The organism is Streptomyces griseocarneus (genome assembly GCF_014655595.1).
In the GTDB taxonomy this organism is placed as follows: Bacteria; Actinomycetota; Actinomycetes; order Streptomycetales; family Streptomycetaceae; genus Streptomyces; species Streptomyces griseocarneus.
Genome location: NZ_BNBL01000021.1, coordinates 1 through 16,304, shown reverse-complemented (window position 1 = coordinate 16,304; position 16,304 = coordinate 1). Strand labels below are relative to the sequence as shown.

Annotated in this window: 13 protein-coding genes; 4 read left to right on the top strand and 9 right to left on the bottom strand. The window is 71.6% G+C overall.

Features of this window, described 5'->3' with window-relative positions; genetic code table 11:
• Positions 1–44: 44 nt before the first annotated feature.
• Positions 45–548: a DUF6912 family protein gene (locus IE295_RS32245; RefSeq protein ID WP_190067354.1), complete on the bottom strand. Its 504-nt coding sequence runs from the start codon at positions 546–548 to the stop codon at positions 45–47.
• Positions 549–836: 288 nt separating this feature from the next.
• On the opposite strand from IE295_RS32245, the gene IE295_RS32240 reads away from it, so the two are divergent.
• Positions 837–1,283 carry an Rv3235 family protein gene (locus tag IE295_RS32240; RefSeq protein ID WP_190067353.1) on the top strand — a complete coding sequence of 149 codons (447 nt, stop codon included), beginning with the start codon at positions 837–839 and terminating at the stop codon, positions 1,281–1,283.
• 83 nt (positions 1,284–1,366) lie between these two features.
• Here the strand turns inward: IE295_RS32240 and secA are convergent, their stop codons facing one another.
• Positions 1,367–4,189, bottom strand: coding sequence for a preprotein translocase subunit SecA (gene secA, locus IE295_RS32235; protein WP_190067352.1), 2,823 nt, complete (start codon positions 4,187–4,189; stop codon positions 1,367–1,369).
• Positions 4,190–4,414: 225 nt separating this feature from the next.
• Between secA and IE295_RS32230 the strand changes: the two genes are divergently transcribed.
• Entirely contained in the window at positions 4,415–5,008 is a 594-nt protein-coding gene (locus IE295_RS32230; protein WP_190067351.1) for a GNAT family N-acetyltransferase, read from the top strand.
• A 44-nt stretch (positions 5,009–5,052) separates the two neighbouring features.
• Complete coding sequence (locus tag IE295_RS32225) at positions 5,053–6,264, top strand: winged helix-turn-helix domain-containing protein (protein WP_372479915.1); 1,212 nt, start codon at positions 5,053–5,055, stop codon at positions 6,262–6,264.
• A gap of 99 nt (positions 6,265–6,363) precedes the next feature.
• On the opposite strand, the gene IE295_RS32220 is transcribed toward IE295_RS32225, so the two are convergent.
• The 7 genes from IE295_RS32220 to mtnA form a co-directional block, all read right to left on the bottom strand.
• A complete protein-coding gene (locus IE295_RS32220; RefSeq protein ID WP_190067349.1) occupies positions 6,364–7,107 on the bottom strand; it encodes a response regulator in 744 nt (247 codons plus the stop codon).
• A 232-nt stretch (positions 7,108–7,339) separates the two neighbouring features.
• The gene (gene hpf / locus IE295_RS32215) at positions 7,340–8,029 is read right to left on the bottom strand and encodes a ribosome hibernation-promoting factor, HPF/YfiA family (RefSeq protein ID WP_190067348.1); all 690 of its coding nucleotides are present in this window, start codon (positions 8,027–8,029) and stop codon (positions 7,340–7,342) included.
• A 337-nt stretch (positions 8,030–8,366) separates the two neighbouring features.
• Positions 8,367–9,092, bottom strand: a complete 726-nt coding sequence (locus IE295_RS32210; protein WP_190067347.1) for a ComF family protein — start codon at positions 9,090–9,092, stop codon at positions 8,367–8,369.
• 107 nt (positions 9,093–9,199) lie between these two features.
• Positions 9,200–11,050 carry an LpqB family beta-propeller domain-containing protein gene (locus IE295_RS32205; protein ID WP_224323609.1) on the bottom strand — a complete coding sequence of 617 codons (1,851 nt, stop codon included), beginning with the start codon at positions 11,048–11,050 and terminating at the stop codon, positions 9,200–9,202.
• Positions 11,034–13,064, bottom strand: a complete 2,031-nt coding sequence (mtrB, locus tag IE295_RS32200) for an MtrAB system histidine kinase MtrB (protein WP_190067346.1) — start codon at positions 13,062–13,064, stop codon at positions 11,034–11,036. The genes IE295_RS32205 and mtrB overlap by 17 nt, the downstream gene beginning before the upstream one ends.
• Before the next feature lies 1 nt (position 13,065).
• Positions 13,066–13,743, bottom strand: a complete 678-nt coding sequence (gene mtrA / locus IE295_RS32195; RefSeq protein ID WP_010356958.1) for a two-component system response regulator MtrA — start codon at positions 13,741–13,743, stop codon at positions 13,066–13,068.
• Positions 13,740–14,894: an S-methyl-5-thioribose-1-phosphate isomerase gene (gene mtnA, locus IE295_RS32190; protein WP_190067345.1), complete on the bottom strand. Its 1,155-nt coding sequence runs from the start codon at positions 14,892–14,894 to the stop codon at positions 13,740–13,742. The genes mtrA and mtnA overlap by 4 nt, the downstream gene beginning before the upstream one ends.
• A gap of 143 nt (positions 14,895–15,037) precedes the next feature.
• On the opposite strand from mtnA, the gene IE295_RS32185 reads away from it, so the two are divergent.
• The gene (locus IE295_RS32185) at positions 15,038–16,126 is read left to right on the top strand and encodes a glycerophosphoryl diester phosphodiesterase membrane domain-containing protein (protein WP_224323608.1); all 1,089 of its coding nucleotides are present in this window, start codon (positions 15,038–15,040) and stop codon (positions 16,124–16,126) included.
• Positions 16,127–16,304: the final 178 nt, after the last annotated feature.

The following is a 16,304-nucleotide window of genomic DNA, read 5'->3' as shown; positions in this document are numbered from 1 at the left end:
GCCACGACGGTACCCGGGGGGTGTGACAACGCCCCGGACCGGTGTCAGATCAGGTTCGGGATCTCCTGCACGCCGAACCACATCAGCTCGTGGTCCTCGGCGCCGTCCACCGTGAACTGCGCGTCGTCGTCGCCCCGGTCCGCGGCCCCCAGGGCGGCGGCCGCCGCGGCCACGTCCTCCACCGCGTCGTCGGAGTCGACGTGCACGGCCGCCGCCTTCCGCAGCGGCACGGTCTCGGCCAGCCGCACCCAGCCGAGCGCCGACTGGTCCAGGCCCCGCTCGGGGTCGATGGTCACGGCGCCGTCCTGCACGTCCACGGCGACGACCACCCGGCGGCGCGGAGCCCCCGGATCGGCGGCCAGCCGGCGCAGCGAGCCCTGGGCCGCGCGCCCGAGGGCCGCGTACTCCAGCTCCTCGATGTCCTCCGAGACGTACCACTCGCGCAGGGCGGGGGTGACGGCGTAGGCGTCCAGCGGCGCCGGGCCCAGCTCGCCCGCCTTGTGCGCCTCGGCGAGACCGGGGAGGGTCAGGGGGACGTAGACGCGCATGACCGCCGCTTTCTGGTGACTGAGGGCTTACGAACAGTGGTGCCAGCATACGGGCGCGAGTCCCCCTTCGAAGTGCCGGTCACCCCCCACGTGCCGCCCCGCCGGCCCCCGCCGTTCCCGGCCGCGCCCGCCCGGCACGGCCCGCCTCCCCCGGATAGGTGAACCCCGCCCGCCGCGCCCGCGCCCGCGCCGCGTCCTTGCCGCCCCTGAGAAGCCGCCGGTAGAAGATCCACGACCGAACCTACCGCCCGGTACGAGCACCGGGCCCGGGCACCGCGGGGGCGAGAGATGCACAGGACGAAGAGCGGCCTCAGGACAGCACCGCCACGCCGTACGGACGGCCGGCGTACGGACAGCCGGCGCCCGGCCGACGGACCCGCCGCCCGCCGCCGCGAACGCGAACGGCACCCCCGCTACTGGTTCGCCGAACGCCTGCTGCTCACCCTCAGCGGGCAGCGCCCGGTGCACTGGATGCTCGGCTACGCCCTCGGCCCGGCCTACGACCAGCTGGCCGCCCTGGCCCCCGGCGCGCCCCTGCGCCCCGAGCCGCCGGCCCGCGCCGTCCCGGTCGTACGCCGCTGCGACGAGTTCCGGCCCCGGCCCGGGGTGATCGAGGCGTACGCGCGGATCGCCTCCGGCGACCGGCTCCGGGCGCTGGCCTTCCGGCTCGAGCACTGCCCCGACCTGCGCTGGCGGTGCTCCGCCGTCGAGCTGGGCGGGGCACAGCGGGCATGAAGGGGGCGGCGGACGCGAGGGAGAGAACGCCGGAGGGGCGGGACACCGCCGGTGTCCCGCCCCTCCGAGGCCGCTCGCGCGGCTTACTTCTTGCGACGGCGGCCGCCACCGCCGCTGCGCTGCGCCTTGCGACGCTCGGCGCGGGTCAGGCCGTCCGCCTCGGAGCGGTACTCACCCGGCTCGTCGTTGGTGAAGTCGCCCTCGACCACGCCGCCCTCGCCGTCCACGGTGGGGGCGGAGAAGTGCAGCCGGTCGGGCCGCTGCGGGGCGGCGAGGCCCTTGGCCCGGATCTCGGGGCGGGCCGCCGGCACGGTGTCCTGGACCTTCTCCAGGGACGGGCGCTCGGCCTCGTCGACGGGGACCTCCTCCAGCTGCTGGTCGACCTGGACCTCCAGGTTGAACAGGTAGCCGACGGACTCCTCCTTGATGCCCTCCATCATGGCGGTGAACATGTCGAAGCCCTCGCGCTGGTACTCCACGAGCGGGTCCTTCTGGGCCATGGCCCGCAGGCCGATGCCCTCCTGGAGGTAGTCCATCTCGTAGAGGTGCTCGCGCCACTTGCGGTCCAGGACGGACAGCACGACGCGGCGCTCGAGCTCGCGCATGATGTCGGAGCCGAGCTGCTCCTCGCGGGCCGCGTACTGCTCGTGGATGTCGTCCTTGACGGACTCGGCGATGAACTCGGCGGTGATGCCCGCGCGGTCGCCGGCGGCGTCCTCGAGCTCCTCGATGGTCACGCGCACGGGGTAGAGCTGCTTGAACGCGCTCCACAGCCGCTCGAGGTCCCACTCCTCCGCGAAGCCCTCGACGGTCTCCTGGCGGATGTAGTCGTCGATGGTGTCGTCCATGAAGTGCTTGACCTGGTCCTGCAGGTCCTCGCCCTCCAGGACGCGGCGGCGCTCGGCGTAGATGACCTCGCGCTGGCGGTTGAGCACCTCGTCGTACTTCAGGACGTTCTTACGGGTCTCGAAGTTCTGCTGCTCGACCTGGGACTGGGCGGAGGCGATGGCGCGGGTGACCATCTTATTCTCGATCGGCACGTCGTCGGGGACGTTGGCCATGGCCATCACGCGCTCGACCATCTGGGCCTTGAACAGGCGCATCAGGTCGTCGCCCAGCGACAGGTAGAAGCGGGACTCGCCGGGGTCGCCCTGACGGCCGGAGCGGCCGCGCAGCTGGTTGTCGATGCGGCGGGACTCGTGGCGCTCGGTGCCCAGGACGTACAGGCCGCCCAGCGCCTTGACCTCCTCGAACTCCTCCTTGACCGCGGCCTCGGCCTTCTTGAGGGCGTCGGGCAGCGCGGCCGCCCACTCCTCGACGTGCTCGACCGGGTCCAGGCCGCGCTGGCGCAGCTCCGCCTCGGCGAGGTCGTCGGGGTTGCCGCCGAGCTTGATGTCGGTGCCGCGGCCGGCCATGTTGGTGGCGACCGTGACGGCGCCCTTGCGGCCGGCCTGGGCGACGATCGACGCCTCGCGCTCGTGGTGCTTGGCGTTGAGCACCTCGTGCGGGATGCCGCGCTTGGCGAGCTGCTGCGAGAGGTACTCGGACTTCTCGACCGAGGTGGTGCCGACCAGGATCGGCTGGCCCTTCTCGTGCTTCTCGGCGATGTCCTCGACGACGGCGGCGAACTTCGCGACCTCGGTGCGGTAGATCAGGTCCGACTGGTCCATGCGCTGCATCGGCCGGTTCGTCGGGATCGGCACCACGCCGAGCTTGTAGATCTGGTGGAACTCGGCGGCCTCGGTCATGGCCGTACCGGTCATTCCGGACAGCTTGTCGTAGAGGCGGAAGAAGTTCTGCAGGGTGATCGTGGCGAGGGTCTGGTTCTCGTCCTTGATGTCCACCCCTTCCTTCGCCTCGATCGCCTGGTGCATGCCCTCGTTGTAGCGGCGACCGGCGAGGATACGGCCGGTGTGCTCATCGACGATCATGACTTCGCCGTCCATGACGACGTAGTCCTTGTCCTTCTTGAACAGTTCCTTCGCCTTGATGGCGTTGTTCAGATAGCCGACGAGCGGGGTGTTGACCGACTCGTAGAGGTTGTCGATGCCCAGCCAGTCCTCGACCTTGCCGACGCCGGCCTCGTGGATCGCGACCGTGCGCTTCTTCTCGTCGACCTCGTAGTCGCCGGTCTCCTCGATGCCCTTCTGCGGGTTGGCGGGCTCGCCCTTGGTCAGGCGGGTGACCAGCTTGGCGAAGTCGCCGTACCACTTGGTGGCCTGGTCGGCCGGGCCGGAGATGATCAGCGGCGTACGGGCCTCGTCGACCAGGATGGAGTCGACCTCGTCGACGACCGCGAAGTTGTGGCCGCGCTGGACCAGCTCCTCCTGGGACCACGCCATGTTGTCGCGCAGGTAGTCGAAGCCGAACTCGTTGTTCGTGCCGTACGTGATGTCGCAGCCGTACTGTTCGCGACGCTGCGCCGGGGTCATGTTGGCGAGGATGCAGCCGACCGACAGGCCGAGGAACTTGTGCACCCGGCCCATCAACTCGGAGTCGCGCTCCGCGAGGTAGTCGTTCACCGTGATCAGGTGGACGCCCTTGCCGGACAGGGCGTTGAGGTACGCGGGGAGGGTGCCGACGAGGGTCTTGCCCTCACCGGTCTTCATCTCCGCGACGTATCCCAGGTGCAGGGCGGCACCGCCCATGAGCTGCACGTCGTAGTGACGCTGACCGAGAACGCGCTTGGCGGCCTCGCGGACGGTCGCGAAGGCCTCGGGCAGCAGGTCGTCCAGGCTCTCGCCGTCCGCGTACCGCTGCTTGTACTCCTCGGTCAGGGCACGCAGCTCGGCGTCGGAGAGGTTGAGGAAGTCCTCTTCGATGGAATTGACCTGGTCCGCGATGCGGTGCAGCTTGCGCAGGATCTTGCCTTCTCCTGCACGCATGATCTTGCCGAAGACGGACACGTAGGCTGGCTCCTTGCCGGTCGGGCCTGGGCACGGTGGGGTGCGCGGGCACGACGGGACAGTCCCCGCCGCAACGGCCATCGTAAGCGAGGACCCCGCCGCGCCGGGAGGTCCGTCGCCACCCAGGCCGGGTGTCACCCGCAGGGAGAACGAACGGCGCTCCCGGAAGGTGCCGGGCACCGATATTCGGACGCCGTTTTGCGGGCTTCTCTCTACACTCCGGCCATGGAGCCCATACAGCTGACCACCGAACGGCTCGTGCTGCGCCCCTTCACCCCCGCCGACGTGCCCGCGGTGCACTCCGCCTGCCAGGACCCGGACATTCCGCGCTACACCCACGTGCCCTCCCCCTACTCGCTGGAGGACGCCCGCGCCTTCGTCGAGGAGATGTCCCCGAACGGATGGCGCGACGACTCCATGTACAACTTCGGGCTCTTCGGCCGCGACGACGACCGCCTCGTCGGCTCCATGGGCCTGCTCCGGCTCGCCGAGCTGCGCGCCCCCGAGCGGCAGGCGGAGCTCGGCTACTGGACCGCCAAGGAGGCCCGCGGCCGCGGCCACACCGTGGAGGCGGCGCGCGAGGTGATCCGCTGGGCCTTCGAGGACCTCGGCGTCGAGCGCCTGGAGTGGTCCGCCGAGGCCGGGAACGAAGGCTCGCGCCGCGTCGCGCTGAAGGTCGGCTTCCGGATGGAGGGGATCCAGCGCGCGAAGATCCACCACAACGGCACCCGCCGCGACGCCTGGACCGGCTCGCTGCTCCCCTCCGACCTCGGCATGCCGACGCGGACGCCCTACCTGCCGTTTCCCGAGCGCGGCTGATCTTCCCCGCGGCGATGTCAGTGGCCGGCTCTAGGGTGCTCGGTATGACGACCGCCGCCCCCAACGGCCGTGCGGGCACCGCCCGTACGACCGCGACGCCCAGGCCCGAGACCGAACTGTCCGCCGACGAGGCCCGGCGGCTCGCGCTGCGCGCCCAGGGCCTGCTCGGCGCGCCCGACCGGCGCGCGGCGACGCGCGGAGTGCTGCGCCGGCTGGGCGCGGTCCAGCTGGACACGATCTCGGTGCTGGCGCGTTCGCACGAACTGGTCCCGTACGCCCGCCTGGGCGCGGTCGGGCGGGACGCGGTCGAGGAGGCGTACTGGTCCGGTGACCACGCCTTCGAGTACTGGTCGCACGCGGCGTGCATCCTGCCCGTCGAGGAGTGGCCGCTCTTCGCCTTCCGCCGCCGCGCCCTGCGGGCGCGCGGTCACCGCTGGCACGTGATGAAGGACTCCGAGCGCTCGTGCGCGGCCGTACGCGCCCGTCTCGAGGCGGACGGTCCCCTGACGGCGGCGGAATTGGGCGGCGCGCGGAACGGCGGCGAGTGGTGGGACTGGTCCGAGACCAAGATCGCGGTGGAGTGGCTGCTGGACACCGGTGAGGTGGTGTGCACGCGGCGGCGCGGCTGGAAGCGGGTGTACGACCTGGCCCACCGCGCGGTGCCGGACGCGCTCCTCCACGATGACCTCGACGACGCCGAGTGCACGCGGCGCCTGGTCGCGCAGGCCGGCGCGGCGATGGGGGTGGCCACGCGGGCGGACCTGGCCGACTACCACCGGCTCAAGGGCGAGCAGGTGGACGCGGTCATCGAGGGCACGGGCCTGGTGCCGGTCGCGGTGGCGGGCTGGTCCAAGCCGGCCTGGGCGGACCCGGCGGCGCTGGCCGACGACGCCCGGGGGCGGCATCGCACGACGCTGCTGTCGCCGTTCGACTCCCTGGTCTGGGACCGGCCGCGCACGGAGCGGATATTCGGCTTCACGCACCGGCTGGAGGCGTACGTGCCCAAGGCGAAGCGGGTGCACGGCTACTTCGCGATGCCCCTGCTGACGGGCGGCCGGCTGGCCGGGCGGGTGGACCCGGCCCGCGAGGGGCGGACGCTGGTGGCCCGGCAGGTCTCCCTCGAGGGGCCCCGGGCCGTGGAGCCCATGGCCCGGGCGCTGCGGGAGGCCGCGGAGTGGGTGGGCTGCGACGCCGTGCGCGTCGAGCGCTGCGACGACGCCCGCCTCGCCGCGGCGCTGGTCTCCGCCCTCGGCTGACCTACGGGATACGGGCCGGGGGCGCCGGAATCACGGGCCGGCAGCCGGCGGCCTCATGCCTTCGGCCTCGGGTCACCGGCTCGGGTCACCGGCCTCCGGTCACCGGATCTCGAGGATCTTCTCCCGCATCGCGTAGACCACGGCCTCCATCCTGGAGTGCAGCTGCAGCTTCTCCAGGATGTTGCGGACGTGGTTCTTGACGGTGTTCTCGCTGATGAACAACTCCTTGGCGATGTCGCGGTTGTTCATCCCCGTCGCCACGAGCTTGAGCACCTCGAGCTCGCGGTCGGTGAGCCGGGGCGCCGGCACCAGCCGTCGCTCGTCGGTGCGCTGGATCATCGACTTGAACTCGGTCAGCAACTTGGACGCCATCGAGGGGCTGATCTGGGACTGCCCGTCCGCCACCGCGCGGATCGCGGTCGCCACCTCGTCGGTGGAGATCTCCTTGAGGAGGTAGCCGGTCGCCCCGGCCTTGATGGCGTCGTAGAGATCGGCCTCCTCGTCGCTGATCGTCAGCATGATGATCTTCGCGCTGGGGGCCACCTCCTTGATGGAGGTGCAGGCCTCGATGCCGCCGCGCTTGGGCATGCGGACGTCCATCAGCACGATGTCGGGCAGCAGGTCGGCCGCCTTGTCCACCGCCTCCGCGCCGTCCCCGGCCTCCCCCACGACCAGGATGTCCTCCTCCTGCGCGAGGACGATCTCCAGTCCCCGGCGGAAGAGGGCGTGGTCGTCCACGACCAGGACCCGGATCGGCTCCGCCGGGGCGGCCTCCCGGTCCGGGTGGGCGCCCTCGTCGTCGTCCTCGCCGGGCCCGGTCACGAGTCCGAACCTGTCCGCCATTGTTCCTCCCCCTGAAGGCCATGGCCCCTCGCGGTTGCACAGTCTGCGCCGCCCCAACCGGTTTCGGAGGACCGGAGGTTGGCCCCTCATGATTTCATGCCGGGGCGCCGGGCAGTGCTCTTCGCGGTCGCACGGCGGTGCCCCGGGAGCGCTCCGGCGTTCCTGGGGCACCTTCACGGGTCCAACGGCTCACGCGGGCCACGGCCGCGCATCACGGCCGTGGCCGCACGCTTCAGCCTCCGAGTGCTCCGCCCGAGCCGCCGGGCTCCGCCTCGAAGAGGGGGTCGGCGTTGAGGCGGATGACGCCGTAGTCGTAGGCGTGTCGCCGGTAGACGACGCTGGGCAGCTTGGACTCGGAGTCGACGAAGAGGTAGAAGTCGTGGCCGACCAACTCCATTTCGTAGAGCGCCTGGTCGAGCGTCATCGGGGCTGCGGAGTGGGTCTTCTCGCGGACCACCAGCGGTCCTTCGCCCTGCACCTCCAGCGAACCCATGTGCGTGACGGGCACCCCGCCCGTCTGCTGCTCCGAAGCCAGCTGACCGCTGTCGTTGAGTTCCGCGGCGCCGATGACGGCCGCCGCAACGTTGCTCGCCGGGATGCGTCCGTTGCCCCGGCGGTCGTGGCGCTTGTCGTGCTGCTTGCGCAGCCGCGCCTCGAGCTTGTTGGTTGCCAGATCGAGCGCGGCGTAGGGATCCGTCGCCGCGGCCTCCGCCCGGATCACCGGTCCACGGGAGATCACCGTGATCTCCACCCGGTCCGAACGGTCGGCCTGCCTGGGGTTGGGCTCCTTGGACACCTCCACGTCGAGGCGAATCACCTTGCCGTCCAGCTTCTGGACCTTGTCCAGCTTCAGCTTCTCGGCCACGTGCTTGCGAAACCGCTCGGGCACCTCTGTCTTGCGGCCCTTGACGACGATGTCCACGCAGAACTCCGTTCCCGGATCGCCCCGCCGAAGGTTGCGGAGCGCATCCCTCTTGCAACAGGCTCCGGGGATCCCCGGAGCCACCGACTAGGCGGTTTCCACCTCCTCCTCCCCCGTCGACAAGATCTACACCCCCTGGCTTCGAGCCCCTTCGCGCTTCTCTCAAGCTTCATCGAAGGCGTACGAAACGCGCCAATCGGAGATATGAGGCATAGCTCTTGCCATTCCTCACAACCGAACATATCTCGCTGGGAAGCCCGTCGGTACCCCCTACCGCGACGTACCTCCATTCAGGTGTTTTCCTGCCGTTTCCCTCAGGAACGAAGGGCCTTCTCCGTCAGTTCCGGTGGTTTTCGAAAGCGCGCGAAGAGGCCGCGACCACGGCGGCCCCCACGACGCGGCCGCCCGCCGCGGACACCGCGCGCGCCGCCTCCGCCAGGGAGGCCCCGGTCGTCATCAGGTCGTCCACCACCATCACCTGCTTTCCCTGCAGCCACAGGCGTCCCACCCTCTCTGCTACCCCCATCGCCCCCGACACATTCGCCCTGCGCTGCCGGGCGTCCAGCCCCGACTGGTCCGCGACCGCCCGCCGCAGCCGCAGCACGCCCGCCACCCGGGCCGGCACCCCGGCACCGCGCAGCCCGCCCGCCGCCGCGAGGGCGATCCGGCGCCCGGCGTCATGCCCCCGCCCGGCCACCGCGCTCCGCGCGGAAGGCACCGGGACGAGCAGTAAAGGGGCACTCCCGTCCCGCACATCCCCACCCGCGCCCGAGCGTCGCGCCCCCACGACCGCGGCCGCCAGCGCGGCGCCCAGCGGCTCGGCCAGCCCCATCGCCCCGCGCTCCTTGTGCGCCAGCAGCACATGCCGCACCGCGTCCGCGTACCGCGCGGTCGCGTGGACGGACGGCAGCCCCGGCGGCACCGGATCCGGCAGCACCCGGCGCGCCCGCCCGCCGCACAGCCGCACGCGGCACTCCTCGCACAACAGGACCCGGGGCCGCCCGCAACCCGCGCAGACCGGCGGCAGCACCAGGCCCGTGATCTCCCGCCACCACCCGCGCATGCATCCACTGTCCCGCCGCGGCCGCGACCCCGCCACCCCTGTGGAAAACCCGGAAGACCGGCCCCGGCCAGCACAAACACCGGGGCGTCACCAAGGGCAGGAACCCGTCACCCCGGGTAGACCGGAGCCGAGCCTTCCTTGCCCACCAGCTTCCAGTTCGACTCCGGCAGCAGCCGGAAGATGCCCCCGTCGCCCTCGGCGACCAGCGCCTGCGCCTTGCCGGGCGTCTCGGACGCGGCGATGCCGCGCACCCCGGTGATGCCGGGCAGCCCGGAGCCGTTCTGCTGGGATCCGTCGGTCTCGACGTACTGCAGCTGCTGCAGGCCGCCCTGCTCGCTGCCCGCCACCAGCAGCCGGCTCGCACCCGACCACGACACCGCGCCGACGTCCTCGAGCCGCGGCGCCACGGCACGCAACTCCTGCACCGACAGACTCGGCCGCCCCACGCTGCCCCGGCGCTCGACCCTGCCGAGCTTGAGGACCGTATGGTCGCCCTTCGTCACCAGCAGCGCGATCCGGACGCCGTCCGCCGCGACCCGCACCCCGCTGATCCGCCCGCCGTCCAGCCCGGGCACCTGGACCTCCTCCGGCGTGCCCGTGCCGCCCGCCAGCCGCAGCAGCCGCGGCCGGTCCGGGTCCTGGTCCGCGACCCACAGGTCGCCCAGCCCGTCCCAGCTCGGCGCGGTCAGCCCCGTCTTCGCGGAGCCGCCGCCGTGCACGTTCACCCGGGCCTCGCCCAGCGGCGCGCCGCCCTGCAGATGGGTGACGAACAACGACTGACCGTTGGCGGACACTCCCGCCGCACGGTGCTGGTCGCGGTCCACCGCCACCGACCGCAACTGGGCCGCCCCGTCCGTGCCGAACGGCCCCGGCACCCGGCGCGCCTCGTGGTCGGTGTCGGCCAGGCTCACCATCCGGTGCTGGCCGTCGACGAAGTACTGGCGGTCGGGCCGCCCGGAGGTCTGGTCCGACGCGTACTCCTTGGCTTGCTCCCTGCCGAGCGCGCACAGCCGCGAGCCGTCCTTGCGCTGCAGCGTCACATCGGTGACCTTGGCCGACTCCTGCACGGTGTACAGCAGCTGCGCGGCCATGCGCCGGCACTGCTCCTGGTTGGCGCCGGCCGCCCGGTCGTTCAGCCGCACCTTCAGGGCGTTCGAATCGTCCAGGGACAGCCGCGGCTCGACCAGGCGCGTACCGGTGGGGAAGGCCGTCCCCGCGACCGGGTCCAGCCAGTTCGTGGGCCCGTCCAGCAGCGCCTTGACTCCGGAGGTCACCGGGTCTATCCGCTTGCGCAGGTAGACCGGGTCCGCGACGAGCACGCCCCGGGCCCTGCCCGCGCCGCCCCCGTCCGGCCCCAGCTCGGCGAAGTAGTACTTATTGACCGACCGGTAGATGCGCTGGAAGTCGGAGAGCCCCAGCACCAGGCCGGCGTCCAGCGCGTCGATGCGCCACTCGCCGTCCTCCCGCGCCATGTGCAGGGTCGTCGTGAACTGGCGCTCGTTCGGCTTGTACGCGTGCTTGGCGTCGACCTGCGCGATCTGCCGGCCGGTCAGCGTGACGGTGTAGGACTGCTCGCGGTCGCCGCCGCGGCGCTCGACGCGCACCTGCGGCGTGCGGTCCAGCACGGTGGTCGACGCGGACGGGTCCCACTGCCGCTTGACGTTCTTGGCCAGGTACATCCGGGCCGTCTCGTAGTCCGGGTCGTCGCTCGTCGTCGCCTCGAGGAAGCCCGCCACGAGTTCCTGGGGGTGCTCGCTCTTGCGCGGCGGCACGCCGTACACCCGCACCTGCGCGTCGGCGTCGGCACGCTGCGAGGAGTCGACCGAGGTCACTTCCCCGCTGCCGGGCATCGAGGCACAGCCCGCCAGCAGCATGCCGCTGACCGCCAGCACGCCGAAACCCGTCGCCCGGCGGCCACGGTCGCCGATGACCCGCCGGACCCTACGCCTGACCGTCACGGTCACCCCCGGTCGTCCCGCGACCGCCGCCCGCGGACCCGTGGCCCGCCCGGTCACCGTTCTTCTCGTTCCTGTCCCCGCCGAGCGTCCCGCCCGGACGCGGCACCACGCGCGCCCCGCTGCCCGGCAGGGCGGTCGGGTCCGCCGTCGGGCGTACGTTCCTGGTCTGCGCCGGCACCGGCGCCTGCCTTCCCGGCAGCGCCTGCGGCACCCCCGCTTCGTTCACCCCGCGGTTGCGCCGCGAGTCGTCCGGTTCCAGCGGGATCGGCGAGCCGCGCAGCGTGTCGCCGGCCGTGCGCGGCAGGGTCAGCCGGAACTGCGAACCGCCGCCCGGCTCGCCCCAGGCCTGCAGCCAGCCGCCATGCAGCCGCGCGTCCTCGACCGCGATCGACAGACCCAGGCCGGTGCCACCGGTCGTCCGGGCCCGGGCGGGGTCGGCCCGCCAGAAGCGGTTGAACACCCGCGTCGCCTCGCCCGGCTTGAGGCCGACGCCGTAGTCGCGCACCGCGACCGCCACGGCGCCGCCGGCCACGGCCAGCCGCACCACCACGTCCCGGCCCTCGCCGTGCTCCACGGCGTTGACCACGAGGTTGCGCAGGATCCGCTCCACGCGCCGCGCGTCCGCCTCGGCGATCACCGGCTGCTCACCGCCGCGCACGAGCAGCCTGCTGCCCTTGCGGTCCGCGAGCGGAAGGGCGGCGTCGATCACCCGGTTCACCACGTCGCGCAGGTCTATCGGCTCGGCCTCCAGGGCCGCCGCGCCCGCGTCGAACCGGCTGATCTCCAGCAGGTCCGCCAGCAGCGACTCGAAGCGGTCGAGCTGCCCGAAGAGCAGCTCCGCCGACCGCGCGGTCACCGGATCGAAGCCGTCGCGCGCCTCGTGGATGACGTCCGCGGCCATCCGTACGGTCGTCAGCGGCGTCCGCAGCTCGTGCGAGACGTCCGAGACGAAGCGGCGCTGCATGCGCGACAGCTCCTCCAGCTGCTGGATCTTCACCTGGAGGTTCTGCGCCATCTTGTTGAAGGCTTCACCCAGACGCGCGATGTCGTCCTCGCCGGTGACCTTCATCCGTTCCTGCAGCACGCCGGCGGCCAGCCGCTCGGAAATGCTCGCGGCCATCCGCACCGGCGTAACGATTTGCCGCACCACCAGCCACGCGATGGCGCCCAGCAGCACCACCACGAACACCCCGGCCGTCGCCAGCGTGCCCTTGACCAGACTCAGCGACTTCTCCTCCTGAGTGAAGGGGAAGAGGTAGTAGAGCTGGTACGGCTCACCGTTGACGTCGTACAGCCGCTTGCCGACGATCAGCGCCGGCTCGCCCTCGTCCGAGGCGCTGCGCTTGATCGTGCCGGGCTTCTCGAAGGTGCCCGTGCGCACGTCCAGCTGCCGGCGCAGATCCGCCGGCACACTGCGCTCGGGGTCGATGTCCCCCGAGGCCCGCGGGCCGCGCGTACCGCCCGCGCCCACGTACGAGCCGCTGCCGTCACCGGCGGCGCTGAGCGCCACCACGTGGTAGACACCCTGGCCACCGCTGGCCAGCTGCTGCACCAGAGCGGTCAGCCACGCGCCGGAGTCGGGGTTGCCCCTGCCGCCGGACTGCGAACCGTCCTGGCCGCGTCCCTCCGCGCCCGGGTCGGCGGCGTCCCGCGCCGCCTTGAAACCGCCCTCGGCCTGGCTCTGCGAGGCGTGCCGCTTCGCGTCGAGCAGGCCGTTGCGCACCTGCCCGATGACGACGACGCCCAGCAGCAGCACCACGCCGAGCGACATCAGCAGCGTGGTGGCGACCACCCGCAGCTGGATGTTGCGCCGCCACAGCCGCATCGCGGGCAGCAGCGGCCGCCGCACCCAGCGCACGTACAGACGCAGCAGCGGATGCACCGGTGCCGCGCCCGCGCCGTCCGACAGCAGCCTTCCGGCACGCCACAGACGGCGGAAGAACGATATGCCGCCCGACGACGTGCCGACGGGCCGCCCCGTGTCCCGCTCCGGAGCGGCACCGTTGCCCGGCATGTCAGCTCGGCCCCGCCTTGTAGCCCACACCACGGACGGTCACCACGATCTCCGGCCGCTCGGGGTCCTTCTCGACCTTCGAGCGCAGCCGCTGCACGTGCACGTTCACCAGCCGCGTGTCGGCGGCGTGGCGGTAGCCCCAGACCTGCTCGAGCAGCACCTCACGGGTGAACACCTGCCACGGCTTACGGGCCAGGGCCACCAGCAGGTCGAACTCCAGCGGCGTCAGCGCGATCGACTGCCCGTCGCGCTTCACCGAGTGCCCGGCCACGTCGATCACCAGGTCGCCGATGGTCAGCTGCTCCGGTGCCGGCTCCTCCGACCTGCGCAGACGCGCCCGGATGCGGGCCACCAGCTCCTTCGGCTTGAACGGCTTGACGATGTAGTCGTCCGCGCCGGACTCCAGCCCGACCACCACATCGACCGTGTCGCTCTTCGCCGTCAACATCACGATCGGCACCCCGGACTCGGCCCGGATCAGTCTGCACACCTCAATGCCGTCACGGCCGGGCAGCATCAGATCGAGCAATACAAGATCGGGTTTGGCCTCCCGAAAAGCAGCGAGAGCCTTGTCGCCGTCCGCTACAAACGACGGCTCGAAACCCTCACCACGAAGCACAATTCCGAGCATCTCGGCCAGTGCTGTGTCGTCGTCGACGACAAGGACGCGTCCCTTCATATCGACATCATCCCATTACCCGATCGTGACCTGTCACACAGCTCCGCCAGACCCGCCTCCGTGACGGGTGAGAGAACGCCGTTTTCCGTGACAATCGCGGTCACCAACTCCGGCGGTGTGACATCAAACGCAGGATTGTAGGCCTGCGCACCGACCGGAGCGACGGTGACAGAAGCCGTCGCTCCCGTTCCCGTGCCCGTGCCCGTCGCCGGCAACTCCGTCACCTCATGGCCGGGCCGCTGCTCCACCTCGATCGCGGAGCCCTCCTGCGTACCGAGGTCGACGGTCGTGGTCGGCGCGACGACGATGAACGGCACGTGGTGGTAGCGGGCCAGCACGGCCAGCGGATAGCTGCCGACCTTGTTGGCCACCGAGCCGTCCGCGGTTATCCGGTCCGCGCCGATGAGCACGGCGTCCACTTCCCCGGCCGAGAACAGGGAGCCCGCCGCGTTGTCGGTGAGCAGCGTGTACGGCATCCCGGCCCGGCCCGCCTCGTAGGCGGTCAGCCGGGCACCCTGCAGCAGCGGCCGCGTCTCGTCCACCCACAGCCGCCGCAGCTCACCGGCCCGGTGCGCGGCACCCGCCACGGCGAAGGCCGTGCCCTCGCCGCCGGAGACCAGGGCACCGGTGTTGCAGTGGGTGAGGATGCGGTAGCCGCCGCCGGGCAGCAGTTCCTGGAGCAGGGCGAGCCCGTGCGCCGCCATGTCCGCGCTCGCCTCGGCGTCCTCCCGGTGCAGGGCGCGCGCCTCGGTGAGAGCGGCCGCGGCGGCCTTCTCCGGGCCCGCGCCGGCCCGGAGGGCGAGGCGATGTGCCGCGAGGGCGCGACGCACGCCGTAGGCGAGGTTCACGGCGGTGGGACGCGCATGGGCGAGCATCTCGGCCGCCTCTTCCACGTCGAAGCCGCGTACGGCCGCCAGCGCGAGCCCGTACGCGCCGGCGACCCCCAGGAGGGGGGCACCGCGCACGGCGAGGCTCCGTATCGCTTCGATCAGCGCGGGTACGTCGGTGCAGATCAGCTCGGTCTCGTCGGCGGGAAGCCGCCGCTGGTCCAGGAGGACGATCACGGGGCCTTCGGGGAGGTCCTCCCAGCGCAGGGCGGGGACGGCGGAAGATCCGGAGCGGGACGCGGGTGCCGCGTGCTGATCAGCCATTAGTCCAGTCTGCCCCGCGCACACCAACTATTGAAGGCCTCCCCGACCCGGCTCCCTCTTACGAGCATCACGAGCCGGGGGGCGCCGCCGGGGGCCGTGACACGATGGCCGACTGGTAAGGAATGTCAGAAGGAGCTATGCAAATGAACGAGTCTCCGGGCGGGATTCCGCCCGGCTGGGGCCGGGCCCACGCCGACAGCAGCGGTGGCCAGGGCCGGGGAACCGGGGGATGGGGCCCTGGAGGCGGCTGGGGCGGCCTCCAGCAGCCTCAGGCACCGCAGCCGGGTGTGGTCCCCCTACGGCCGCTGAGCGTCGGCGAGATCCTGGACGGTGCGTTCAGCACGGCGCGCAGGCACTGGAAGACGGCACTGGGCGTCTCCTTCGCCGTCGCGGCCTCCACCCAGGCCGTCGGCACCGTCATCACGGGACTGTGGCTCCGCGATCTGCCCGACGTGGCGGACCTGGACGAGAGCACACCGGTGCGGGAGTGGCTCGACGCCGCGGTGAAGGACCTGGGCGGGACGGCGGTCATGGGGCTCGTCGGCCTCGTGGGCTCGGTCTTCGCCGCCGCGATGCTCACCTTCGTCGTGAGCCGCGCGGTCCTGGGCCGGCCCGTCACGACCCGCGAGGCCTGGGCTCGCACCCGCCCCCAGCTGGGAAGCATGGCCGGACTGTTCTGCCTGGTGCCGCTGCTGGTCGTGGGGGTCTTCGGCGTCGGCCTGCTGCCCGGCCTGCTGCTCCTCGCGAGCGGTGCGGAAGGTCCGGGGGTGCTGGCGATGGCGACCGGAGGACTCGCGGCCGTCGCCCTGGCCGCCTGGCTCTGGGTCCGCTACAGCCTCGCCGCGCCGGCGCTCGTACTGGAAAAGCAGGGCGCCATCGCGAGTATGCGACGCTCGGCGAAACTGGTACGGGGCTCGGGATGGCGGATCCTCGGAATACAGCTTCTCGCCGCTCTCCTTGTATTCATGATCGGCACAGTGGTCCAGATTCCGTCGACCGTCATCGGACTGCTCACCTCTACTGATCTTGAAAACCTCTCCGCCGGGTTCGCCCCCGGTTCCATGAGCTGGTCTTACTTGATCATCACCGGCATCAGCGCCACCATTTCTTCGACCGTCGCCCTGCCCATTACGTCCGGGGTGACGGCTCTGCTGTATATGGATCAGCGCATTCGTCGCGAGTCCTTGGACATCGAACTCACGCGGGCCGCCGCGGAGGACGAGCAGAAGTAATTGATCCCGGGGGTGTGGGGGAGGCGTTCCCCTTCCCCACACCCCCCGGGGATAGCTGAAGGGTCATGCGAATACAGGAACGGGCACGGGCATGGGCACGAGTGTGGGCACAACGCAAAAATGCCGTAGGCCCCGAACCATTCCTGGTCCAGGGCCTACGGCTAAAAAAAGTTCGGCG